Raw genomic sequence first — 24,430 nt, 5'->3', positions numbered from 1 at the left:
CTGTCGTGGTTGCCGCGGGCTTACGGCAATTCCACGGCGCCCATGCGGGCAGACACGGTCTGCGCACGGCCCATCACATATGCCGAGGCGGGGCGCTTCTCGAAGCGCTTGGGGGCGGGCAGCATCACCGCCAGCCGCGCCGCAGCAAAGCTCCCGAGTTGGCTGGCGCTCACACGAAAGTAGTGCCTGGACGCTGCTTCTGCCCCGAAGACGCCTTCGCCCCACTCCACGTTGTTGAGGTAGATCTCCAGGATGCGGCGCTTGCTCAGAAGGGCTTCGAGCATGAAGGTGATCATGAACTCCTGGCCCTTGCGCGCGAAGTTGCGCTCGCTGCTGAGGAAAAGGTTCTTGGCCAGTTGCTGCGTGATGGTCGAGCCCCCCACGATCTTGGGCATGACGGCGGGTTTCTGGGGCAGCGGCTTCTGGCTGCGCGCAGCCTGGCGGGCCTGCCGCTCGTTGGCTTTTTCGGCGGCCGCCTGGGCACGGAGGTTTCGCTCCCAGGCCTTCTCGAGCGCGTCCCACTCGACGCCGCTGTGGTCCACGAAGCTTGCGTCTTCAGAGGCGATGACCGCGCGTTTCAGGTGGTCGGAGATGTGGCCTTGATCCACCCACTGCTGGCTCCAGGGCAACTCGTGCTGCTCGGCCGTGATGCGGCGGATCTCGGAGCGCTGGAAGGTGGTGGATTGCGGATCGACCACCGTCATCAGGCCCACGCGCACCACGAAGTAGACCTGCAAAGACAGGCCCGACAAGACGACCAGCGCCAGCACCCGGCCGATGTGGCGCAAGACGGCGTTCATGCCTTGGTGGCCACCCGCTCGCGCAGGGCCGCCAGCACTGGCGCGGTCGCGGGGCGCACGCCGCGCCAGATATGGAAGGCCTCGCCCGCTTGTTCGACCAGCATGCCGAGGCCGTCCCGGGGGCGTGCGCCATGGGCCGACGCCCACGCCATGAAGCCGGCGGCAGCTGGGCCGTACATCATGTCCAGTGCCAAGGTGCCGGGCCGCAGCACCGCGGCGCCCACGGGAATGGCGGCGCCTTGCATGCTGGTGGCGGTGGCGTTGACGACCACGTCGAACGCGTCGCCGCAATCCGAAAGCGAGCGCGCCGAAAGCTCGACGCGCTGCACGGCTGCGAGCGCCTGATGCCGCCGCACGAGCGCGACGGCCTTGTCGACACTGCGGTTGGCGACCACAACCTGCGCAGGCGCAGCCTCAAGCAGCGGCCCGAGCGCGCCAGCTGCCGCGCCGCCGGCACCAACGAGCAGCACGCGCAGGCCGCGCAAGGTGACTCCGGCATTGACTTCGATGTCGCGCACGAGGCCAATGCCGTCGGTGTTGTGCGCGAACCAGCCGCCTGTCTCGAAGCTCAGCACGTTGGCGGCCTCGGCGAGCGTGGCGCGCGCGCTGCGGCGCTCGGCGAGTGAATACGCGTCGGTCTTGAAGGGCACGGTCACGTTGCAGCCACGGCCTCCGGCCGCGACGAAGGATTTGATGTGCTCGACGAAGCCGTCGAGCGGGCACAACAGGCGCCCGTACTCGAGCGATTGCCCGGTGGCGTTCGCGAACTGTGCGTGAATGAAGGGCGATTGGCTGTGCTCGACCGGGTTGCCGGCCACGACATACCTGTCCATGGGGTCAGTTTCCTTGGGGGCTGGTGACCGAGGTCGCGAAGCCCTCTTCGCGCGAGAAGCGAAAGCGCGTCGGGATCACCAGTTGGTCGGCCTGCTTTTTCATCGCGGTGTTGAACGGCCCGAACGGCGCAGCCGCTTGCACGATGGAGATGGCGCGCTTGTCGAGAAGCTTCGATTTGGAGGCCTGCACGATCTCGCTTTCGATCACGCGACCGGCCGAGTCCACGGTGATGATCATCACCAACTCGCCGTAGAGCTTCTTGCCCTGGTACTCGGGGAAATTGCGCGTGCCGCGCTCCTCGATCTTGCGGCGCAGCTGGTCGTAATAGATGGCGTAGACCTCTTCGCGCGTCGACGGCCCGATGTAGCGCCGCCGCGGGCGAGCGTTCTCTTCGTTGATGCGCTTCTCGATCTCGGCGAGCAGTTGCAGCAGCTGCTTGCGGCGGTCTTCCTGTGCGCGGTCTTCCGGTGTGCCAGTGTCGCGCTTGGGGTCCGGCTGCGGCATGGTCGCGAGTTCGCGGCGCACCTGCGCGAGAAGCTGCTTCTGGGTCTCTTGCAGTTGCTCGATCTGCCGGCGCGCGTCGTCGGCCGAATCGCCGATCTCGGTGAAGGCCGAGCTCGGCAGCGGCGAGGTGGCGCGACCGCGGTCCACATCGCCACCGCCTGCCAGGTTGCGCTGGGCGATCGCGGTGGCCTTGGCCGGCGCTTCGTTGCTGCGCGAATTGACGAGGATGACTTCGAGCGGCGTGTCTTCGAACGTGCGGTTGAAACTCTCCGGATCGACCGCCTGCCATGCGAACAGCAGCACGCCGTGCACGGCGACGGAAGCGGTCAGCGCAATCTGCAGGGCGGAGAACTTTTTCAGCATGAAGCAGCTCAGGCGGCGGGGGCAGATGCTACCGCGGCGTCTGCGGGCGGGGCCTCGGCGTCGTCGGCCATGTCGATGGCCAGGGTGAGGGGTCCGGCCACCGCCGATTCGTCGGCGTCGGCCTCTTCGACAACGGCGTCATCGGCCGTGGTCGAGGGGTCGTCGAGGCGCTGCAGCACGCTCGCGTGCACATCGAGCGTGAGCAGGTCGGTGCCGGTGACGCGAACCCGCACGCGCGCGCCGCGCGGCAGGCGCTCGGCACCCACGGCGCGGAAGACCAGCGGCAGCTCGTCGGCGCGCACCAGGCCTTCTTTCATGACGGCGGCGTCGAGCTCCTGGATGCTGTTCTGCGCAAGGTACTGCAGCGTCCAGTAGCGCTCGATGCCCGACTGGAAGCCGTTGTAGGCGGTGTAGGCCGCATCGAAGCTGGAGATCACCGAGAACAGCGCCGCATCCTTCGGCTTGAACGGTGCGGCCAATGCGGCGGTGCGGCCGTGGCGTGCGCAGGCAATGATCTGCCACTGGTTCACCAGATCGACATAGCGACGCAGCGGCGAGGTGGCCCAGGTGTACTGCGCCACACCCATGCCGGCATGCGGCGCGGCCTTGGTGCCCATGCGCACCTTCACGCCCGGTGCCATGCTGGCCTGGCTGCGGTAGATGCCGGGTACGCCCAGCTCGTTGATCCAGCCGCCCCAGGTGCTGTTGGCGAGGATCATGGCCTCGGCCACGATCAGGTCGAGCGGCGCACCGCGGGTGCGGGTGCCGATCAGTACGCGTTCGTCGCCCTTGGGCTCGCGCCCGTCGTTGCCTTCGAGGCGGAAGTTGTAATCGGGCCGGTTGAAAAGCTCCGGCTTGCCGCGCACCACCTCGCGCCCGGCCTTCAGGTGCTTAGCGAGGCGGAAGGCGAAGGCCAGCTCGGCGGCATGTGCGTACGCCGCTGGTGATTCGCCGGTGAGCGAGGCCTCGGTGATCACGGCGTCGAGTTGGTCGTGGCGCAGGTTGGCCGCGATGGGCACGCGCTCCAGGCGGGTCTCGCTGCCTTTCACTTCGAGCGTGGCCTCGTCGAAGCTCACGTAGAGCGATACGGCAGGGCAGTCGCGCCCTTCTTGCAACGTGTAGGCCTGCACCACCTCGTCGGGCAGCATCGTCAGCTTGTAGCCGGGCATGTAGACGGTCGACAGCCGGTCGCGTGCGACCTTGTCGATGGCGCCATCGGGCGTGATCGCCAGCCCCGGGGCCGCGATGTGCACGCCGAAGACCACCGTGCCCGTGCCGAGACCGTGTACCGACAGCGCGTCGTCGATTTCGGTCGTGGCGGAGTCGTCGATCGAGAAGGCCTGCACCTCGGCCAGAGGCAGCTTCTCCTTGATCTCGGGTGCGCTGAGCGCCGGGAAGGCCGTGCCCTTGGCAAAGTTCTCGAACAGGAAGCGCCGCCAGTGGAACTGGTATGGCGAATCGATCGCGCCGGCCGCCTTCAGCAAGTCGAGCGGCGCCGTCTGCGACATCTTGGCCGCTTCGACGACCGACTTGTACTCGGCCGCGTTCTTGTCCGGCTTGAAGAGGATCTTGTAGAGCTGCTCGCGCACCGGCGGCGGGCAGGTGCCGGCCACCAGCTCCTGCGCCCAGGCCTCGATCTGCGCGGCGATCTGCTTCTTGCGCTCGATGCCCAGCAGCGCCGCCTTCACGATTTCTTCAGGCGCCTTCTTGAACTGGCCCTTGCCCATGCGGCGGAAGTAATGCGGTGCCTCGAACAGTCGGAACAGTGCGGCGGCCTGCTGCGCGGGGCCGGCGCTGGCGTCGAAGTAGTCGCGGGCCAGCGCGGCGTAGCCGAACTCGCCCTCGGGGGCGAACTCCCAGGCCAGGTCGAGGTCGATCTCTTGCGCCAGTCGCTGGCCTTCGGAGATCAGTTCGGCGGGGCTGGGCTTCTCGAAGCGGAGCAGCACGTTGGCTGCCTTGACCTTCACGCGCTTGCCGGAATCGAGTTCGATCTGCAGCGAGCTGTCGCTCTCGGTCATCACACGGCCGGCCAGGAACTTTCCGGCGTCATCAAACAATGCGTACATGGGGCGGATTGTCGCCTGGGATTGCAGCGCCAAAGACCGGTGGCTCAGGGCGTCGAGGCCAAACCCAGAAAGTGCAACAGATGCGGCAGATGCGTGTCGAAATCCGTCAGCGCGTGGTCGCTGCCTTCGACGATGCGCAGGTGGCAGCCGCGGTATCGCGCACTCATCTCGCGCCAGTCGAGCACCTCGTCGCCGGTGGCGATGATGGCGAAGTACCTCGACGGCTCGGCCAGTTCGGCGGGTGACATCGCGCGCAGTTGATCGACGTACGCAGGCAAAAAGTAGTAGCGCTCCTCGCTGTGCCACGCCTGGATCTCGCCGATGTATTTGGCGAGGTCGCGCGCAGGGTCCACGGCCGGGTTGATCAAGCCGGCGCGGCAACCCGCGCGCTCTGCCAGCACCGTGGCGTAGAACCCCCCCAGCGAGCTGCCGACGATGGCCATGCGATCGCGCGGCCAGCCGGCGATGCTGCGTTCGAGCAGCTCGATCGCCTCGCGCGGCGAGGGCGGTAGTTGCGGGCACAGCCAGGTCAGGCGCGGTGCGTGCGCTTCTCGCCAGGCCGCCATCTGCCGCGCCTTCACCGACTGGGGCGACGAGCGGAAACCGTGCAGGTAAAGCAGGTGGGTGATGGGCGGGTTCATGAGTTGGGAACCAGTCTGTCGCGGGCCGCTCGAATCGGGCGTGAAGTTTGCTCGACTCTGCCGAGACCCGATTGTTCCCCACGCGGGGCGGCGTCCGTTGACCCTAAACTGAATTCATCGCACTTGTCTCGCCCGAGGACGCCCCGTGAACGAATCTCCGTTGTTTCGCCCGCTCGGCTGGGGCATTGCCGGACTGCTGGCCTTGCAGGGATGCGCTTTCCCCGGCCCCGGCTCGTCGTCGCCCCCCAAGCCAACATCCACAGAGGCAGCCAATACCGCCGCGGTGCCTGCTCCGGTGGCGGGCGCTCCGGCGCCACCGGCGGCCCCTGCTGCTGCCGCTGCGGCGTCAGGCGTCGCGCCGGCTGCTGGCGCGCCCCCAGCCGCGGCCGCGCGCCCGCCGGAACCCGGGCAGCCCAAGCCGTTCGACGAGGTCATCAAGGGTGCAACCCAGCAGGCCGGGTTCGTACCGGTCTGGCGCAAGGACGACAAGATCTGGCTTGAGGTGCCTGCCGAGCGCTTCAACCAGCCCTTTCTGTTGTCGGTGAACGTTTCCGGGTCGGTGGGCGAGCGCATGTTGTACGCGAGCCAGATGGGCCCGTCGTGGCTGGCGACCTTTCGCAAAATCGGTAGCAACCAGGTGCAGCTCATCGCGCTGAACACCGACTTCGTCAGCAGCACGGACGCCATGAAGTCCTCTGTGGAGCAGGGCTTCTCGCACAGCCTGCTCGGCTCTGCCGCCATTGCCAGCCAGCCGCACCCGCAGCGCCAGTCGGTGCTGATCGACGCCGGTTTCCTGCTCACTGACATCCCGAGCTACTCGACGCAGATCGAACGCGCGTTCCGCATGCCCTTCGCGCTGGATCGTGGCAATTCGTTCTTCGAGAAGACGCGCGTGAGCGACGAGATCACCACGATCAACACCCGGGTTCACTTTGCGACCTCGCGCATCCCGGCCCCACCGCTGACACCTCCCCCGGTGCCCATGCCGCCACCGCCCACCGCCACACCCGACCCGCGCAGCATGTTCGTCGGCTTCGTGTACAGCTTCACGCGCCTGCCCGAGCAGCCCATGCGCCCGCGCCTGACCGACCCGCGCCTGGGCCACTTCTTCGACGTGGTGACCGACCTGGGCACCGATCTCAAGGCCAACCCGCGCCAGCACTACGTGAAGCGCTGGCGGCTGGAGAAGGCCGACCCGGCCGCGGTGCTGTCCGAACCCAAGGTGCCGATCGTGTTCTGGCTCGACAAGAACATACCGCCGCAGTACCGCAAGTCGGTCGAGGCCGGCGTGCTGGAATGGAACAAGGCCTTCGAGAAAATCGGTTTCAAGAACGCCATCGTCGCGCGCCAGCAGGCCGAGGATTCCGATTGGGACAACATGGACGCGCGCCACGCCTCGATCCGCTGGTTCGTCGGCGCGGATGTCGGCTTTGCGATCGGGCCGAGCCATTCCGACCCCCGCACGGGCGAGATCATCGACGCCGACATCGGCATGAGCGATGTGTTCGGGCGCGGCTCGCGGCGCCTCTACTCGGAAGACGTGGGCCGTGGCGCACCGGTGCAGTCGCCTGCTCAGCATCGCCATGGGCCTACGGACTATTGCAACTACGCCGTGGAGTCGGCGGCTGAGATGAACTTCGTGCTCGACGTGCTCGAAGCGCGCGGTGACATGGACCCCGACAGCCCGGAGACCGAGGCCTTCGTGCAGTCCGTCATCAAGGACACCATCACCCACGAGGTCGGCCACACGCTGGGCTTGAAGCACAACTTCAAGGGGTCTACCGTCGTGAGCCGCACGCAGCTCGAAGACAAGGATTTCACCGACAAGAACGGTATCTCCGGCTCGGTGATGGACTACAACGCCTACAACCTTGCGCTGCGCGGCGAGAAGCAGGGGGCCATCAACAACACCACCCTCGGTCCGTACGACTACTGGGCCGTCGAGTACGCCTACAAGGTGCTGGCGGCGAACGACGAACCGGCAGAACTGGCCCGCATCGCGGCGCGCAGCACCGAACCCTTGCTGGCCTATTCCGACGACGCAGAAGCCGGCGGCGTGGGCAACGATGGCATCGACCCCCTCGTCAACCGATTCGACCTGGGCGACGACCCGCTCGCCTACTACGTGAAGCGGCTGCAGCTTTCGCGCGAGCTCTGGCAGCGAGTGCAGGATCGCGGCGCGCGGCCTGGCGACGACCCGATGCGCCAGCGCCGCGTGCTGGCCAGCGGCTTTCGCCAGTTGAGCCGCGCCTCGGAGCTCGTGGGCAAGTACGTGGGCGGCATGTACACCGTGCGCGACCTGCCCGGCACCACGCAGCGTGCGTCCTACGTGCCGGTGCCGCCGGCCAAGCAGCGCGATGCGCTGCGCTTCCTGACCACAGGCATCTTCAACGCCGACAGCTTCCGCTTCCGGCCGGAGTTTCTGGCGAGCCTGACACCCGACTACAACGAATGGGATCGCGGCGGGCCGGTGAACATCCCCGCCACCGTGCTCGGCCTGCAGACCGTGGCCATGGACCGGCTCCTGAGCCCGGGCACAGCGTCGCGACTGCTCGATCTGCCGTCGTATGTGCCCGAAAGCAAGCGGCGCAACATCATCTCGCTCAACGAGGTCTACAGCACCCTGCAAGGCGCGGTGTGGAGCGAGTTGAAGACGGGCAAGGAGATCGACCGCCTTCGCCGCAACCTGCAGCGCGAGCACCTGAGGCGCGTGCAGAACCTGCTGACGCGCGGGTCCAGCGCGTTGCCGCCTGACGCGCTGAGCCTGGTGCGCATGAATGCCAGCGAGCTACAGGGCCAGCTGCGGCAGGCAGCGGGCGGCTCCGCGGGCTTGTCGGTGGAGAGCCGCGCCCACCTGCAGGACAGCCTGGCCTTGCTGACCGAGGCCTTGCGCGCGTCGATGGTGCGCAGCTGATCTGAGGGCTTGAAGGCGCGCCGCCGAGGTGGCAGCGCACCTGACCGGCCATTACTTCTGCAGCGCGGCGAGCAGCTTGTCGTGCACGCCGCCGAAGCCGCCGTTGCTCATGCACAGCACATGGTCGCCCGGGCGCGCGGCGCGGCGCACAGCCTCGACAAGGTTGTCGATGGTGTCAGCGACGATGGCCTTGTCGCCCATCGGCGAGAGTGCCTCGCGCGCGTCCCAGCCCAGGTTGCCCTGGTGGCAAAAGGAAATGTCGGCCTCTTCGAGCGCCCAAGGCAGTTGCGCCTTCATGGCGCCGAGCTTCATGGTGTTCGATCGGGGCTCGAAGACGGCCAGGATGCGGTCGACGCCGACCTTGCGGCGCAAGCCGTTCACCGTGGTGCGGATCGCCGTGGGGTGGTGGGCGAAGTCGTCATAGACCTTCACGCCAGAAGCCTCGCCCCGCAGCTCCAGGCGACGGCGCACGTTCTGGAAGCTGGCAAGCGCCTGGCCCGCCACTTCGGGCGACACGCCCACGTGCTCGGCCGCAGCGATTGCGGCCAGCGCGTTGAGTTGGTTGTGTTCACCGAGCAGCGGCCAGTCGACGCGTGCGATCTTGAGGCTCCCGCGCAGCACGTCGAAGGCATGCGGCTCGCCGCGGGCGCGCAGGGCGCCAGGCGTCTCCTTGCGGGTGCCGAAGCGCACGACCTCGCTCCAGCAGCCTCGCTCCAGCACACGCTGCAGGGACTCTTCGCGAGCGTTTACCACCAGGCGGCCGGCGGCGGGAACCGTGCGCACGAGATGGTGGAACTGCGTTTCGATCGCGGCCAGGTCGGCAAAGATGTCGGCGTGGTCGAACTCGAGGTTATTGAGGATGGCCGTGCGCGGCCGGTAGTGCACGAACTTGCTGCGCTTGTCGAAGAAGGCCGTGTCGTACTCGTCGGCCTCGATGACGAAAGGCTGGCCCGTGCCGAGCTTTGTTCGTGCGTTCGCGGAACCCAGCCGTGCGGATACGCCGAAGTTCTGCGGCACGCCGCCCACGAGAAAACCAGGGTCGAGGCCGGCGTGTTCGAGCACCCAGGCGAGCATCGAGGTGGTGGTCGTCTTGCCGTGTGTGCCCGCCACGGCCAGCACGTGGCGCCCCTGGAGGACGTTCTCTGACAACCACAGCGGGCCGCTGGTGTAGGGCAGGCCTGCATCAAGGATGGCTTCCATCAACGGGTTGCCGCGCGTGACCACGTTGCCCACCACGAAGAGATCGGGCTTGAGCGCCAACTGATCGGCGCTCCAACCTTCGATGAGTTCGATGTCGAGCGCGCGCAACTGGTCGCTCATCGGCGGGTAGACGCCAGCATCGCACCCGGTGACCTTGTGGCCCGCCTCGCGCGCGAGCGCGGCGAGCCCACCCATGAAGGTCCCGCAGATGCCGAGTATGTGAATGTGCATGCGGCATTTTAGGAGGCCATCACAATCGCCCGATGAGCTGGATCACCACGGACCCATGGGTTTACCCCTTGCTCGAAGTGCTGCACATCCTGGGCATCGGTTTGTTGCTTGGCAGCCTGGTGCTGTTCGAGTTGCGGGTCTGGGGCGTGACGCAGGACTTGCCGGCACGGCCGCTCGCGAGGCTGGCATTGCGTGTCAGCCTGGGCGGTTTTGCGCTGGCAGCGCTCAGCGGCGCGGTGATGCTCGCCGCTCAGTGGGATGAGTTGTGGGGCAATCCCGCGCTGCGCGTGAAGCTCGCGCTCTTGCTCGCCGCTGGCCTGAACGCGATGGCGTTCCATGCGCGTGGCGGCCTCGACAAGCTGGACGGCATCGCCCGTTGCCAGACCGCGCTCTCGCTGGGGATTTGGGTGCTTGTCGTAGTCTGCGGGCGGTTCATCGCCTACGTGTGAAGGAGGCCCCATGCACAGAAGACTCTTGCTCGCCACCGGCGCTTCGGTGCTTGTCTCGCAACGCTTCGCGTGGGCGCACCACGGCTGGAGCAGCTTCGACACCAGCCGGCCGATCTATCTGGAGGGCCGCGCTGCGAAAGTGAAGTGGCAGAACCCGCACGCGGAGCTGATGCTGGAGCTGTCTTCGCCGCTTGCACTCCCAGCCGACCTGTCGAAGCGCGCCGTGCCCGCGCAGAGCGCGCAGCTCGACGGACCGTCGATCCTGGCGAAGGCGCAGTTGCCACGCCGCAATGACAGGCAGTGGGAGCTGGAGCTTGCGCCCATCAGCCGCATGGAGGCGTGGAACGTCGCCGAGATCCAGCCCGGAACGCCCGTTTCCGCGGTCGGCTATACCTTTGCCGACGAGAAGGGCGACGCGGTGATGCGTGTCGAGTACCTCTTCGTCGCCGGCAAGGCTTACGGCCTGCGCTCTTCGCCCGCCTGAGGGCGCGGCGGCAACGTGGATTGAGAGCCGGTCAGAGCGTCTTGAGCACGCGCTGTGCGGCGGAGATGGTCGCTGCGATGTCGTCGCTGCTGTGCGCTGCGCTCACGAAGCCGGCTTCGTAGAGCGCCGGTGCGAGGTACACGCCTTCGTCCAGCATGCCGTGGAAGAAGCGATTGAATCGCTCCTTGTGCGTGGCCATCACGGTGGCGTAGTTCTGCGGCAGGCCTTCGTCGACAGCGTTCGTGAAGAAGAAGCCGAACATGCCGCCTTCGCAATCGCTCACGAACGGCACGCCCGCCTGCTTGGCGGCGCCCGAAAGCCCCTCGATCAGCTGCCGCGTGTTCGCGCCCAGCGCCTCGAAGAAGCCCGGCTTCTGAATCTGCTGGAGTGTGGCCAGGCCGCAGGCCGTGGCGACCGGGTTGCCCGATAGCGTGCCGGCCTGGTAGACCGGGCCCAGCGGCGCGAGCTTCTCCATCACGGCACGCTTGCCGCCAAAGGCCGCCAGCGGCATGCCGCCGCCAATGACCTTGCCGAACACGCTCATGTCGGGCTCGAAGCCGGGCAGCGCGCGTGCGTACACGCTCTGCGCGCTGCCGAGGGCCACGCGGAACCCCGTCATGACCTCATCGAACACCAGCAGTGCGCCATGCTGCGTGCACAGGTCGCGCAGCCGCTTCATGAAGGGCAGGTTCGCGCGCACGAAGTTCATGTTGCCGGCGATCGGTTCGATCACCACGCAGGCGAGGTCATCGCCGTGCCGTGCGAACGCTTCTTCGAGCTGGCCGATGTGGTTGTATTCGAGCACCAGCGTGTGCTGCACCACCTCGGCCGGCACGCCGGCGCTGGTGGGGTGGCCGAAGGTGGCCAGGCCCGAGCCGGCCTTGACCAGCAGCGCATCGGCATGGCCGTGGTAGCAGCCCTCGAACTTGATGAGCTTGTTGCGGCCCGTCGCGCCGCGCGCCAGGCGAATGGCGCTCATCGCCGCTTCGGTGCCCGAACTCACCAACCGGATCTGCTCGATGCTGGGCACGAGCTTGAGGATCTCTTCGGCCAGTTCGATCTCGCGCTCGGTGGGCGCCCCGAATGAGAAACCCTCGCGCGCTGCGCGCTGAACGGCCTCGAGCACCTCGGGGTGGCCGTGGCCGAGGATCATCGGCCCCCACGAGCCGATGTAGTCGATGTAGCGCCTGCCCTCGGCATCGAACATGTAAGGGCCTTGCGCACGCGCGATGAACCTCGGTACGCCGCCCACGGCCTTGAACGCGCGTACCGGCGAGTTCACGCCGCCGGGGATGACGCGCTGCGCACGCTCGAACAGCTGCGCGTTGGTCGTGCCCTCAGTGGACATGGCGCGGATCCTTGGGGGCCTGGACGTCACCGTCCGGGTCCGCGCCTTCATCGCCCTCTTCGCCGGGCGGCAAGGCCCAGAAGAAACGGTCTGGGATCACGTTGCCCATGCCTGGGCGGAAGCCGGCGTCCAAAGCCTGGTCGAGGAAGGCAAGCGCCTCGCCGACCGCGTTGTGCAGCTCGGTGCCGGCGGCCAGCAAGGCGGCAAGGGCGGCTGACAGTGTGTCGCCGGCACCGACGAAACTCACTTCGAAGCGCTCGAACTTCTCGCCGGTGATGGCCCCTTGAGGTGATGCGAGCACATTGTCGAGAAACTGATCAGGCAGCGGCACGCTGGTCACCAGCACGAAGCGCGCGCCGTGCTGCGAGGCGGCCACGGCAAGCTCGCGCGGCGAGGCCGGGCGGTCGCTGCTCCAGTCGGGCAGCAGGAAGTTCGTGAGCGTCTGGTGGCTGCCCACCAGCACTTCGGTCTGTGGCAGCACCAGTTCGCGGAAGGCGTCGAGATACGCCACCTGGGCGTCCTCATCGACCCACGACAGGTTGGGCATGTAGGCCACCAGGGGCACGTCGGGGTAGTCGGAAAGCACCTCGGCGACCGCGCTCACGCCCTCGGCCGAACCCAGGAAGCCGACCTTCCAGGCGGAGATGCTGGCGTCCTCGAGGATGCTGCGCGCCTGCTCGACGACGACATCGGTGTCGATGCCGGCATGGTCGAAGACCTCGGCGGTGTCGCGCAGCACCACGGCTGTGACGACCGGCAGGGCGTGAGCCCCCATGGCCGCGATGGTGACCACGTCGCCCGCCAGGCCGCCGGCACCGCTCGGGTCGCTGGCGTTGAAGGTCATGACGCAGGCCGGAGCCGGGCTTTCCTGCACGGTTTCGGCGCTGGTTTCGGGGGTAGTTACGTCTGTTGTCATGAGGGCGTCAATCAGAAGTTGCGAGGTTCGCCTGCACTTCTAGAAATATGTGAGGAAAGTGGCGTATGTGCCCACAAACTAACGCCTTTTCGGGATTTTGCGTGGCTACAATCTTTTTTATTGTAGTGACGCGATAAAGAATAAACGTGAGCAAAGACGCCAGTGCGGTACGTACTTGGATGTGCCTGATCTGCGGTTGGATCTACGACGAAGCCGCAGGCGACCCAGACCACGACATCGCCCCCGGAACTCCTTGGGAAGCCGTGCCCATGAACTGGACGTGTCCAGAGTGCGGCGCTCGCAAGGAAGACTTCGAGATGGTGCAGGTCTGATCTGCATCGAAACAAGCCGACCCTATACCAGTCGTTGAGGAGACTAAGCGGTGAGCAACGAAGCCCCTGCAGGCATGAAGGTGCTGGTCATCGACGACAGCAACACCATTCGTCGCAGTGCCGAGATTTTTCTGAAACAGGGCGGCTACCAGGTCCTGCTGGCCGAGGACGGTTTTGATGCCTTGTCCAAGGTCAATGACCACGCCCCGGATCTGATCTTCTGCGACATCCTGATGCCTCGCCTCGATGGCTATCAGACCTGCGCCATCATCAAGCGCAACCCGAAGTTCTCCAGCGTGCCGGTGATCATGTTGTCGTCCAAGGACGGCCTGTTCGACAAGGCGCGCGGCCGCATGGTGGGCTCCGAGGCCTACCTGACCAAACCCTTCACCAAAGACCAGTTGCTGCAAGTCGTAGAGCAGCACCGTCGACCGATTGAGAGTACGTGACCGCACGCGCACGCGTGGTGGTCGAGATGGAGTAACAAGCGATGGCGATCAAGAAAATTCTGTTGGTGGACGATTCGAAGACCGAACTCCACTTCATGTCCGAGCTGCTCACCAAGCGTGGCTATTCGGTGCGCACTGCCGAAGACGGTGAAGACGCCATGCGCCGCTTGGGGGAAGACAAGCCCGACCTCATCCTGATGGACGTGGTGATGCCTGGTCAGAACGGTTTCCAGCTTACGCGTGCCATCACCCGCGACCCGCGCTTTGTCGACGTGCCGGTGATCATGTGCACCAGCAAGAACCAAGAGACCGACAAAGTCTGGGGCATGCGCCAGGGCGCTCGCGACTACATCGTCAAGCCGGTCGATCCCGACGAGCTGATCGCCAAGATCAAGGCCTTCGACTGAGCGCGCTATCGCCTCGACACCTCTACGGCGTATGCAATCCCTCCACGTTCTCCAGGCAGGTGTGAATGGCCAATAAGGAAGCTCTGCGCGAACTGCAAAGCCGCCTGGCTGAGAAGCTGAAGGTCGCGCGTACGCAGGAACGTGGCAAGTCCTGGCTTGCCGTGGAATGCGGCGGCCACGGGCTGCTGTTCCCCTTGCAGGAAGCCGGCGAAATCTTTCCCTTTGCGCCTGCCTTGCCGGTGCCCTACACCGCGCGCTGGTTCCTGGGTGTGGCCAACCTGCGCGGGCGCCTGCACGGCGTTGTCGACCTGGCTGGTTTCCTGGGAGTTCGTGCGCAGCAGCAAGAACTCGGTCGCGACCAGTCATGGTTCGTGGCCTTCAACAACGATCTGAACATCAACTGTGCGGTGATGGTCGACAAGCTGGCCGGTTTGCGCAGCGCGGAGCAACTCACTGCCGAGCCTGATGACGGCCAGGCGCGACCCGGGTTCGTGGGCGTGCATTACCGGGACGAGAACAACCGGCTGTGGCGCGAACTCAACCTCGCGGCGCTGGCCAACGAGGCGGCATTTCTGAAGATCGCGGGCTGACGCGCGTTGGGCGCCTAGGCTTACCTGATAGTGAATTGAGATAAGACGGAACGAGGAACATATGAGCTTCCTGGACAAGATCAAAGGCATGGGCAAGGGCCGCGATTCGAATGCGCTGGACCCCGACAACTCGGTGATCTACGACGACGCCATGGCCCTGGATCGCCCCGTCTTCGACGGCGCGCCCGTCGGCGGAGCTGCCGCAGACCCGGCGACTGCCCGCACGGTGCACATGGATTCGTCGATCATCACCGAGGCTGCGCCCTCGGAGATCGCCGAGTTCTCCGAGACCCGCCTGCCTGCAGACGGCGCTGAAGCAACCGGCGCAACCGGCCTGCCGCTGATCGGCAAGCAGCCGGTCGCGACGCAGCAGCGCATCTTGCTCGGCATGGTCGGCCTCGGCCTCGTCGGCCTGATCGGCATGACGATCTACTCCTTGAACTCCGCAGCCAAGGGCTCGGCGCAGGTGGCGGCCTCCGGTCAGGCGCTGATGCAGTCGCAGCGGCTGGCGAAGTCGGTGTCGCAGGCGCTGATCGGCTCCCCGCAGGCCTTCCCTGAGGTGAAGGAAAGTACCGAAGTGCTGGCGCGCAGCGTGCGCGGCCTGGCCAACGGCGACGGCGGCATCGAGGTCGCCCCGAGCTCCGTGCAAGAGGCGCTCAAGCCGATGGTTCCGCTGGTCGACGCCGCGGAAAAGAACGCGAAAACCGTGCTGGGCCAGGAAAAGATCCTGACGCAGGTGGGCAAGGCCTTGCGCACCATCAACCGCCAGTCGTCCGACCTGCTGGAGATCGCCGAGACGGTCTCGTCGCTCAAGCTGCAGCAAGATGCCTCGCCGGCCGAGTTGTCGGCCGTGGGCCAGTTGGTGATGTTGACGCAGCGTATCGGCAAGTCGGCCAACGAATTCCTGACCATGGAAGGCGTGTCGCCGGAAGCCGTGTTCTTGCTCGGCAAGGACTTGAACTCCTTCCGCGAAATCGCTGACGGCCTGCTCAACGGCAACCAGGAGCTGCGCCTGCCCGGCACCAAGGAGCCGCAGACCAAGGAACGCCTGGAAGCCCTGCTCAAGCAGTACGAAGAGACCCGCAACGAAGCCGGTTCCATTCTGGGCAACCTGCAAGGCCTGGTGTCAGCGCGTGAAGCGCAGGCCGCGATCATTGCGGACAGCGAACCGCTGCGCAAAGGTCTCGAAACCGTTCAGGAACGCCTGGGTTCGGAAACCGGCTTCAGCCGCTCCGCACTGACGGCCCTGCTGATTTTCGCGGTGCTGCTGGCCGCCGGTGGTGCCGGTCTGCTGAAGCTGTACGTGAACGACCAGGCACAGCGCGCAAGCCAAGCGAAATCGCAGCAGCTCGAAGCCGAACGCCAGGAGCAAGAGGCCAAGCGCGTCAATGACGCCAACCAGGCCGCCATTTTGCGATTGATGAACGAACTGCAGACGGTTGCTGAAGGTGACTTGACGCAACAAGCCACCGTGACGGAAGACATCACGGGTGCCATCGCCGACTCGGTGAACTACACGGTGGAAGAACTTCGCACCCTGGTGTCTCAGGTGCAAGGTACGGTAGGCCGGGTGACCGAGACGACGCAGCAGGTGGAAGCTACGTCGACCGAACTGCTGGCAGCGTCCGACGAACAGCTGCGCGAAATTCGCGAAACTGGCGAGTCGGTGCTCCAGATGGCAAGCCGAATCAACGAAGTGTCGGCACAGGCCCAGCAAACGGCTCAGGTGGCGCGTCAGTCGCTGCAGGCTGCTGAGTCTGGTCTGACCGCGGTGCAAAACACGATCGGCGGTATGAACTCCATCCGCGATCAGATTCAGGAGACCTCCAAGCGGATCAAGCGACTCGGCGAGTCGTCCCAGGAGATTGGTGAAATCACCGAACTGATTTCCGACATTACGGAACAGACGAACGTGCTGGCACTGAACGCCGCCATTCAAGCGGCATCGGCCGGTGAAGCCGGCCGGGGCTTCTCGGTGGTTGCGGAAGAAGTGCAGCGGCTTGCAGAACGCTCCGGCGATGCAACCCGCCAGATTGCGGCCCTGGTGAAGACCATTCAGACCGACACGCAGGATGCGGTGGGCGCCATGGAACGTTCGACGCAGGGTGTGGTGGAAGGTACCCGACTGTCTGACGCGGCAGGTAACGCGCTCGGCGACATCGACCGCGTGTCGCGCCAGCTCGCCGACCTGATTTCGCAGATTTCGTCGCAAGCCTCCCGCGAAGCCGAATCCGCCAACGTGGTGGCTGCCAACATTCAGCACATCTTCGCGGTGACGGAGCAGACCGGTGAAGGTACGCGTTCCACGGCACAGATGGTGCGCGAACTGTCCCGTACTGCTGAAGAACTGAAGCAGTCGGTCGCTCGATTCAAGATCGGTTGATCCACAGCGCCTGCGGAGTGGTCCGCAGCTTCTGACTCGACAACAAGGTATCGAATGGACAGCCACGCGACGACGGGTGACAACATGAGCCATATGAGCGACGACCTCAGTTCGCTGGCGTGGGTGCAGGAGGAGTTGCGCCGCTCGCTCGACAACGCCCACAAGGCCCTGCGCCGCTTCGTCAAGGAAAGCGAATCGGTCAGCGGCTCCGATGTCGATGCCGTCGACCCGGCCGTCCTGCGCACCGCTCGCCAGCAAATTCACCAGGGCGTCGGTGCCCTGGAACTCGTCGGTCTGCCCGCCGTGGCCACGGTGTTGCGCGCCAGTGAAGCCGCTATCCAGCGCTTCGTGGCCAAGCCCGAGAAGCTCACGTCGGCCGATGTCGACACGATCGAACACGCGTCCTTCGCGCTCCTGGACTACCTGCAGCGCCTGCTGTCGGGCAAGTCCGTGTCGCCGCTCGCCTTGTTCCCGCGCTACCAGGCCGTGCAAACGCTGGCCGGCGCCGACCGCGTGCATCCTGCCGACCTGTGGTCGGTCGACTGGCGCTGGATGGATCTGGCGAACGAATCCGGCGTCGCACCCATCGCCACTGACGAGAAGACTCGCGGTGACGTCGAGAAGCAGTTGCTTCTGCTCATGCGCGGCGAGAACGCCAAGGCCGCCCTCGCGATGGGCGACATCTGCGCGGGTCTCGGCGCAGGCTCCTCCAGCATGCCGGCTGCCACCTTGTGGAAGCTGGCTTCTGCCTTCTTCGAGAGCCAAGGCCAGGGCCTGCTCAAGGCTGACTTGTTCAGCAAGCGCGTTGCGTCGCGGCTTCTGGCGCAGTTCCGCGTGTTCGAGCGCGGCGATTCGGATGTGTCCGAACGCCTGGCGCAGGACCTGCTCTTCTTCTGCGCGCAAAGCGCTTCGCCGGGTGATGGTCGCAAGGCGCCGCGCCTGGCGTCGGTGCGCCAGGCATATGGCTTGGCGCAGTACGTGCCTGCCGACTACGAAGTCAATCGCCTCGGCCGATTCGACCCGACCATGATCGCCCAGGCGCGCAAGCGCGTGGCGAGCGCCAAGGACGCATGGTCTGCCATCGCCGGCGGTGAGATGCACCGCATGAGCGGCCTGGCCGAGCAGTTCTCTCTGGTGGGCGAGTCGCTCAAGCGTCTCTATCCGAATGGCGACGTACTGGCCGATGAGTTGAACCAGGCGATCGCCCAGACGGTGCAGTCCGGCACCTCGCCGCAGCCGGCACTCGCGATGGAAGTCGCGACCAGCGTCCTGTACCTCGAAGCGTCGCTCGAAGATGGCGATTTCGACAACCCCGATGAAGGCCCGCGCGTGCAGCGCCTGGCCAACCGGATCGCATCGGTACGCGCCGGCCACACCCCCGACCCGCTCGAAGCGTGGATGGAGGAGTTGTACCGCCGCGTGTCCGATCGCCAGACGATGGGCAGCGTCGTGCAGGAGCTGCGTGCCTCCTTGTCCGAGGCTGAAACGCACATCGACCAGTTCTTCCGCAACCCGACCCAGCGCGACGTACTCGCCCCGGTCCCGGGCCTGATGGGTTCGATGCGCGGTGTGCTCTCGGTCCTGGGCATGGACCAGGCCGCGCATGCCGTCTTGCGCATGCGCGACGACGTCGATGGCTTGCTTGCCACCGAAGTCGATCCTCAATTGATCATCCAGGCGGGCACTTTCGACCGCCTTGCGAGCAACCTGGGTGCACTGGGTTTCCTGATCGACATGCTCAGCGTGCAGCCGCAGATGGCCAAGTCGCTGTTCGTGTTCGATGCGCAGGCCGGAACGCTCAGCCCGCTGATGGGTCGCAGCGCGGCAGCGCGCAGCGCCTCGAACCTTGCCGTGCCGACCGCAGCAGCGCCACCGGTCGAGCCGCGCCTGATCGAGCAGGCTCAATCGCTTGCGTTCGCCGCCGTGAGTGACCGTGTGCCGCTCGACGAAGTCACTCGCAATCTAGAGCACCTCTCGGTGGAAGCCAAGGCCGCCGCGCAGCCCGAACTGCAGGCCGCCGTCGAGCAGGCCCAGACCGCCCTCGAGAGCGCCACGGCGCCCGAGCAAGTGGTAGCTGCGCGGGAGCAGCTGTCCGAAGCGCTGGCCGATTTCGTCCACACGGCAAGCGAGCCCGTGGCGCTGGAGCCTGAGCTCGTGGTGGCGCCACCGCCACCCGCGCCGCTTTCCACCGCGCCCACGAGCATGGCCACCGACCTGGGCGACGACCCGGAAATGCGCGAAATCTTCCTGGAGGAAGCGCGCGAGGTCATCGAAACCGCGCAGGGCGCCATGGCGCAACTCGCCAACTCGCCCGCCAACATCGAACAGCTCACCACCGTTCGCCGCGCCTTCCACACCCTCAAGGGCAGTTCGCGCATGGTCGGGCTCAAGGAGTTCGGCGATGCGGGCTGGGTCTGCGAACAGGTCTACAACAGCTGGCTCGCCGAGCAGAAGGCGGCAGACCCCGCTCTGCTCAGCTTCTCGAACAACGCGCTGAGCTACTTCGGCGACTGGGTCGAAGCCATTGCGGCCGCGCAGCCGAGCGCCTTCAGCGCCGCGCCCGTTAAGGATGCCGCCGACGCGCTCGCGCGGGGTGAGCAGGTGCCGGCCATCACACCTTCGCCGGCAGCCGATCTGCCGCTGGTGTCGCTGTCGTTCCCGCCTGACCTGCCCAGCGCGCAAGACCTCGATCTCACTCCTGCTGCTGCACCGGTGGCCCCGGAAGCTGCTGCGCCCGCCGCGGCCGCCATGCCGGAGCTTTCGTTCGACCTCAACCTGGGGTCTTTCGACGACCCAAAACCCTGGGCGGCCCCCGCGGCCGCGGCCCCGCTCGTTGATGCTGCGGTAGTCGAATCGGAGTCGGTCTTCATTGAAGCGCCGACCGTCGTAGAAGCCAAGGCCCCGATCGTCGAAGAGAGCGTACCTGCAGCCGAGTCGGTCGAGATGATCGAACTCGACCTGGACGACAAGCTGTTCGGGGCAGACGGGCAAGTACCCGCGCCCGACGTGGTCGAAGTGGTGGAAGCCATTGCCGCGCCCGAGCTCGTGGAAGAGCCGGCCGCCGAGACGCTGCCGGTGACGCCGCCCGATGACGACCAGGTCAAGGTGGTTGGCGACCTGCGCATCAGCATTCCGCTGTTCAACATCTACCTCAACGAGGCTGACGAACTCTCGCGCCGCCTGACGACCGATGTCGCCGAATGGGGCATGGAACTGCACCGCCCGGTTGGTGAGATGACGGTCGCCATGGCGCACTCGCTGGCCGGTAGTTCGGCCACCGTGGGGTTCTCGGACCTGTCCCACCTGTCCCGCCTGGTCGAGCACGCTCTGATGCGTTCTCACGCCATCGGCCATGGCACGCCTGACGAAGCGCGCTTGTTCGTCGACTCGGCCGAAGAAATCCGTCGCCTGTTGCATCAGTTCGCCGCTGGCTTCCTGAAGCCTGTGTCGCCTGATTTGCTGCAACGCCTGGCCGAGCACGAGATCGAGTCGGCACGCCGCCTCGAAGCGGCGAATGCCGCTGACGCCTTGCCGGATCCGTACGCCGCGGCCGTCGAGCCGGAACCCGCCCCGGCCGAGCCGGACCCGATCCCCGAGCCGCAGATGCTCGAGGTGCCGGAGGTTTTCGACGAACCTATTCCTACGCCTGAAGCCGCCCCTGATACGACGCCCGAGCCGTTGGACCGCCGCTCGCGGCCCGCGCCCTTGACCGTTGCCAATTCGGAGGCGCTGGTCGCTCATGTCGACAGTGCATTCGGAGGCCTGGACACCCACGCCGGCGCATTGGGTCAGGCCGAGTTCAAGGAACTGGCCCCCTTGCCGCTCGACGCTGGCCGTGCCACGCCGGTGCGTGCCGATGCGCTCGATGGCGAAGACGACATCGACGCGGTCGATGCGGTCGACGCCGAGCTGTTCCCGATCTTCGAGGAAGAGGCCGAAGAACTTCTGCCGCAACTCGACGGCAAGTTGCGCGAATGGGCACGCCGGCCCACCGACAACGGCCCGGCCGCCGCATGCATGCGCACGCTGCACACGCTGAAGGGTGGCGCGCGCTTGGCAGGTGCCATGCGATTGGGCGAAATGGCCCACCGCCTCGAAACGTTAATCGAACACTTGCTGGCTCAACCGGTTGCGAGCGCGGCCGACGTCGAAGCGCTGCAGGCTCGCTCCGACGCCCTGTCGGCAACCTTCGACGCCTTGCGCTCGCGTGATGCCCAGGCCTATGCCGAGGCAGAGGACTCCGTTCATGCGGCACTGGACGAGGTGCCGCCACCCGCTGCGGCCCCCGCTGCCTGGGTGCCGCCCGCAGCGACCGTGCTCGAACCCGTGCCGCCGACGGCACCAGTGTTGGCCCCAGCCACCGAGACGCCGATGGCGGAGGTGCCTGTGGTTGTCGACGCGACCCCGGTCGCCGCCCCCGCCGTCTCGCGTACCGCCGCATCCAGCGCCCCGGTCACAGACATCGACTGGGCACGCTTTGCCGCCACGCACGCTGAGGGCCCCGCCGAAGCGGCGTCGGACCGCGGTGTCGCGGCCTCCAACGCTGCCGTGCGCGTTCGCGGCCCGCTGCTCGAGCGTCTGGTCAATCAGGCCGGTGAGGTGAGCATCACGCGTTCGCGGATCGAAGCCGAAGTCGGCAACATTCGTGGCTCGCTGGGCGACTTGACCGACAACTTGGAGCGCCTGCGACTGCAACTGCGCGACATCGAGTTCCAGGCCGAGACGCAGATGATCTCGCGGCAGGAAGCTGCCAAGGCAGCGCAGGAAGAATTCGATCCGCTCGAATCCGACCGTTTCACGCGCTTCCAGGAGCTGACCCGCATGATGGCCGAGTCGGTGAACGACGTGGCCACGGTGCAGCGCACGTTGACCCGTACGCTTGAAACCACCGAAGACGAACTCGCTGCCCAGGCGCGCTTGACCCGCGATTTGCAAGACGACCTGCTGCGTACCCGCATGGTCGAGTTCGAAAGCCTGTCGGATCGTCTCTACCGCGTGGTGCGCCTTGCGGCCAAGGAAACCGGCAAGCAGGTGCGTCTGGACATCGTTGGCGGCTCGATCGAAATCGATCGTGGCGTGCTCGACCGGATGACGCCCGCGTTCGAACACCTGCTGCGTAATTGCGTCACGCACGGCATCGAATCACCCGAAGCACGTTCGTCCGCATCGAAAGAGGCTGCCGGCAGCATCGTCATCGCCGTTCACCAGGAAGGCAACGAAGTCGGTGTCGAGTTCCGCGACGACGGTGCCGGCCTGAACCTGCAGCGCATTCGCGACAAGGGTCTGGCCATGGGCCTGATCCAGGCCAATGAAGAGCACAGCCCGGGCGACCTGGCCAACCTGATCTTCACGCCGGGCTTCTCGACTGCCGACACCGTGACCGAACTCGCCGGCCGCGGCGTGGGCATGGACGTGGTGCGCTCCGAAGTCAACGCGATGGGTGGCCGCATCGAGACCGCCACTTCGTCCGGCCAGGGCACCAGCTTCAAGCTCGTGCTGCCGCTGACGACCGCTGTGACGCAGGTGGTCATGGTCCGCTGCGGTGTGACCGTGGTGGCCCTGCCGGCCACGCTGATCGAGATCGTGCGCCGCGCCAGCACCAAGGAGCTCGAAGACGCCTATGCCAGCGGCAGTTACGCCTTGGGTGAGCGCTCCTTGCTGTTCTTCTGGTTCGGTTCGCTGCTGCAAGAAGGCCCGCGCAGCCAGGAGCTGGTCGGCCGCACGCGCCCCGTGATCATCGTGCGCAGCGCGCAGCAACGCATCGCGCTGCACGTCGACGAAGTGTTGGGCACGCAGGAAGTGGTGGTGAAGAACCTCGGGCCGCAGCTGTCGCGCCTGCCGGGTCTTGCCGGCATGACGCTGCTGGCCTCGGGCTCGGTTGCTCTGATCTACAACCCAGTGGCCCTGGCTACGTTGTATGGCGAGAGCGCCCGCCTGGCGACGCTGGCATCGCTGGCCGCCCCGGCGCACGAGCCGCTCGTGCCGATGGTCGCGCAGGAGCCTGCAGTGCTTCAGGCGCCGACCGTGCTGGTGGTCGACGATTCACTCACGGTGCGCCGCGTCACGCAGCGCCTGCTGGTGCGCGAAGGCTACCGCGTGGTCCTGGCCAAGGACGGCATCGAAGCCCTGGAACGCCTCGCCGAAGAACTGCCGCAGGTGGTGCTCAGCGACATCGAAATGCCCCGCATGGACGGCTTCGATCTCGTGCGCAATATCCGCGGTGATTCACGTCTGCGCAGCCTGCCGGTGATCATGATCACCTCGCGCATCGCGCAGAAGCACCGCGACTACGCGGCCGAACTGGGTGTCGACCACTATCTCGGCAAGCCGTACGCCGAAGAAGACCTGCTCGCACTGATCGGCCGCTACACGGCGACACCCACGCCGGTCTGACCGGGCGCGTGATCGCCCGGGGCGTGACCCAGCCATGTCAGAACTCGTCGACCACCTCGCCGAGCTGACTGGCTTTCGCGATCGAGACCTTCTCGACGTGACCTTGGTCGGTGCGCTGCGAGACATGTTGCGCCCGCGCACGGTGGCCATCTACCGCTGCGTGGGAGAGGCCGGCAATGAGCGCTGGATCACGCGCGCTCGCTTGGGGGAACACGACGCCGTGGCGACGGCGGACCCCGCCTGGGTCGACCTGGATGCACTGCCCCCGCTCGACCGCCACCCAGAGCGCGCCCTGGCTCTGAAAGGCCAGGCTGCCGTGCTGAGCGTGCCAGGGCAGCCCAGCCTGAGCCTCTTCCCCGTCAGCACGGACCGCGACGTGGTCGGCGTGATGGAGATCGAGACCGATGAGCCGCTCAAGGATGAATCGCGCCGCATGGTGGGCAGCATCCTGCGGATCTACCGCAACTTCCAGGCGCTGCTCGACTACAGCGAGCGCGACACGCTCACGGGTTTGCTGAACCGCAAGACCTTCGACGAAAGCTTCCTCAAGGCCACCAGCGAGCCGACGGGGTTTCCGGCCGCTGGCGCCGACGAGCGCCGCCTCATGGCGGGAGGCCATCGCCACTGGCTCGGCGTGATCGACATCGATCACTTCAAGGCGGTCAACGATACCTATGGTCACCTGATCGGGGACGAGGTTTTGCTGCTGCTGTCACGCCTGATGCGCAGCAGCTTTCGATTCCACGACCGGCTGTACCGCTTTGGTGGCGAGGAATTCGTGGTGCTCATGCGCTGCGCGTCGGAGCAGGATGCCGGCGCCGCGCTCGAACGCATGCGCAACAACACGGTGCAGTACGCCTTCCCGCAGGTGGGTCAGATCACCATCAGCATCGGCTTCACCGAGGTCATGCCGGGTGACACCCCCAGCGCCGCATTCGAGCGCGCCGACAAGGCGGTGTATTTCGCGAAGGGCCATGGGCGCAATCAGGTGCAAAGCCATGCCGTGCTCGTCGCTCGTGGCGACCTGGCCGATGAGTCCAAGATCGGTGACGTCGAGCTTTTCTAGGGCCCCCCAGTCGCTCAAGTTCCTGCCCCAAGGGGCGCCACCTGGCGGACCGGCAGAGCC

Annotated in this window: 18 protein-coding genes; 10 read left to right on the top strand and 8 right to left on the bottom strand. The window is 66.3% G+C overall.

Features of this window, described 5'->3' with window-relative positions:
* Window positions 1-20 precede the first annotated feature (20 nt).
* The 5 genes from AC1KAR_RS13700 to AC1KAR_RS13680 are packed head-to-tail and all read right to left on the bottom strand — an operon-like array spanning window position 21 to window position 5,208.
* On the bottom strand, window positions 21-800 hold the full coding sequence (locus AC1KAR_RS13700; RefSeq protein ID WP_480318556.1) for a transglycosylase domain-containing protein: 780 nt from the start codon (window positions 798-800) through the stop codon (window positions 21-23).
* A complete protein-coding gene (gene aroE, locus AC1KAR_RS13695) occupies window positions 797-1,633 on the bottom strand; it encodes a shikimate dehydrogenase (protein WP_480318554.1) in 837 nt (278 codons plus the stop codon). Before aroE ends, AC1KAR_RS13700 begins: the two co-directional genes overlap by 4 nt.
* A 4-nt stretch (window positions 1,634-1,637) precedes the next feature.
* Window positions 1,638-2,501 carry an energy transducer TonB family protein gene (locus AC1KAR_RS13690; RefSeq protein ID WP_480318552.1) on the bottom strand — a complete coding sequence of 288 codons (864 nt, stop codon included), beginning with the start codon at window positions 2,499-2,501 and terminating at the stop codon, window positions 1,638-1,640.
* Window positions 2,502-2,509: 8 nt separating this feature from the next.
* A complete protein-coding gene (locus AC1KAR_RS13685; RefSeq protein ID WP_480318550.1) occupies window positions 2,510-4,567 on the bottom strand; it encodes an RNB domain-containing ribonuclease in 2,058 nt (685 codons plus the stop codon).
* Window positions 4,568-4,611: 44 nt separating this feature from the next.
* The gene (locus AC1KAR_RS13680; RefSeq protein ID WP_480318548.1) at window positions 4,612-5,208 is read right to left on the bottom strand and encodes a YqiA/YcfP family alpha/beta fold hydrolase; all 597 of its coding nucleotides are present in this window, start codon (window positions 5,206-5,208) and stop codon (window positions 4,612-4,614) included.
* 145 nt (window positions 5,209-5,353) lie between these two features.
* Between AC1KAR_RS13680 and AC1KAR_RS13675 the strand changes: the two genes are divergently transcribed.
* A complete protein-coding gene (locus AC1KAR_RS13675; RefSeq protein WP_480318546.1) occupies window positions 5,354-8,122 on the top strand; it encodes a zinc-dependent metalloprotease in 2,769 nt (922 codons plus the stop codon).
* A 51-nt stretch (window positions 8,123-8,173) separates the two neighbouring features.
* Here AC1KAR_RS13675 and mpl read toward each other — a convergent pair whose 3' ends face one another.
* On the bottom strand, window positions 8,174-9,553 hold the full coding sequence (mpl, locus tag AC1KAR_RS13670; RefSeq protein ID WP_480318544.1) for a UDP-N-acetylmuramate:L-alanyl-gamma-D-glutamyl-meso-diaminopimelate ligase: 1,380 nt from the start codon (window positions 9,551-9,553) through the stop codon (window positions 8,174-8,176).
* A gap of 32 nt (window positions 9,554-9,585) precedes the next feature.
* Here mpl and AC1KAR_RS13665 point away from each other — a divergent pair, with 32 nt between their 5' ends.
* Window positions 9,586-10,002, top strand: a complete 417-nt coding sequence (locus AC1KAR_RS13665) for a hypothetical protein (protein ID WP_480318542.1) — start codon at window positions 9,586-9,588, stop codon at window positions 10,000-10,002.
* Between the two features lie 10 nt (window positions 10,003-10,012).
* Window positions 10,013-10,486, top strand: a complete 474-nt coding sequence (locus AC1KAR_RS13660) for a DUF6152 family protein (protein WP_480318540.1) — start codon at window positions 10,013-10,015, stop codon at window positions 10,484-10,486.
* 31 nt (window positions 10,487-10,517) lie between these two features.
* Here AC1KAR_RS13660 and hemL read toward each other — a convergent pair whose 3' ends face one another.
* Window positions 10,518-11,834, bottom strand: coding sequence for a glutamate-1-semialdehyde 2,1-aminomutase (gene hemL, locus AC1KAR_RS13655; RefSeq protein ID WP_480318538.1), 1,317 nt, complete (start codon window positions 11,832-11,834; stop codon window positions 10,518-10,520).
* Window positions 11,824-12,750: a bifunctional hydroxymethylpyrimidine kinase/phosphomethylpyrimidine kinase gene (gene thiD, locus AC1KAR_RS13650; protein ID WP_480318536.1), complete on the bottom strand. Its 927-nt coding sequence runs from the start codon at window positions 12,748-12,750 to the stop codon at window positions 11,824-11,826. The genes hemL and thiD overlap by 11 nt, the downstream gene beginning before the upstream one ends.
* 179 nt (window positions 12,751-12,929) lie before the next feature.
* On the opposite strand from thiD, the gene AC1KAR_RS13645 reads away from it, so the two are divergent.
* From AC1KAR_RS13645 to AC1KAR_RS13615, 7 genes are all read left to right on the top strand, one after another.
* On the top strand, window positions 12,930-13,082 hold the full coding sequence (locus AC1KAR_RS13645) for a rubredoxin (RefSeq protein ID WP_480319431.1): 153 nt from the start codon (window positions 12,930-12,932) through the stop codon (window positions 13,080-13,082).
* Window positions 13,083-13,156: 74 nt separating this feature from the next.
* Window positions 13,157-13,531: a response regulator gene (locus AC1KAR_RS13640; RefSeq protein ID WP_480319429.1), complete on the top strand. Its 375-nt coding sequence runs from the start codon at window positions 13,157-13,159 to the stop codon at window positions 13,529-13,531.
* 41 nt (window positions 13,532-13,572) lie between these two features.
* On the top strand, window positions 13,573-13,938 hold the full coding sequence (locus tag AC1KAR_RS13635; protein WP_480318534.1) for a response regulator transcription factor: 366 nt from the start codon (window positions 13,573-13,575) through the stop codon (window positions 13,936-13,938).
* Between the two features lie 65 nt (window positions 13,939-14,003).
* Window positions 14,004-14,528 (top strand): chemotaxis protein CheW, encoded by a 525-nt coding sequence (locus AC1KAR_RS13630; RefSeq protein ID WP_480318532.1) that lies wholly within the window; start codon window positions 14,004-14,006, stop codon window positions 14,526-14,528.
* 61 nt (window positions 14,529-14,589) lie between these two features.
* Complete coding sequence (locus tag AC1KAR_RS13625; protein ID WP_480318529.1) at window positions 14,590-16,911, top strand: methyl-accepting chemotaxis protein; 2,322 nt, start codon at window positions 14,590-14,592, stop codon at window positions 16,909-16,911.
* 84 nt (window positions 16,912-16,995) lie between these two features.
* Window positions 16,996-23,304, top strand: a complete 6,309-nt coding sequence (locus AC1KAR_RS13620) for a hybrid sensor histidine kinase/response regulator (RefSeq protein WP_480318527.1) — start codon at window positions 16,996-16,998, stop codon at window positions 23,302-23,304.
* A gap of 34 nt (window positions 23,305-23,338) precedes the next feature.
* Entirely contained in the window at window positions 23,339-24,370 is a 1,032-nt protein-coding gene (locus AC1KAR_RS13615; protein ID WP_480318525.1) for a GGDEF domain-containing protein, read from the top strand.
* Window positions 24,371-24,430: the final 60 nt, after the last annotated feature.

The organism is Piscinibacter sp. PDB1-1, from assembly GCF_056675995.1.
The sequence above is the reverse complement of the archived record's forward strand: the minus strand, read 5'-3'. Positions and strand labels throughout refer to the sequence as shown.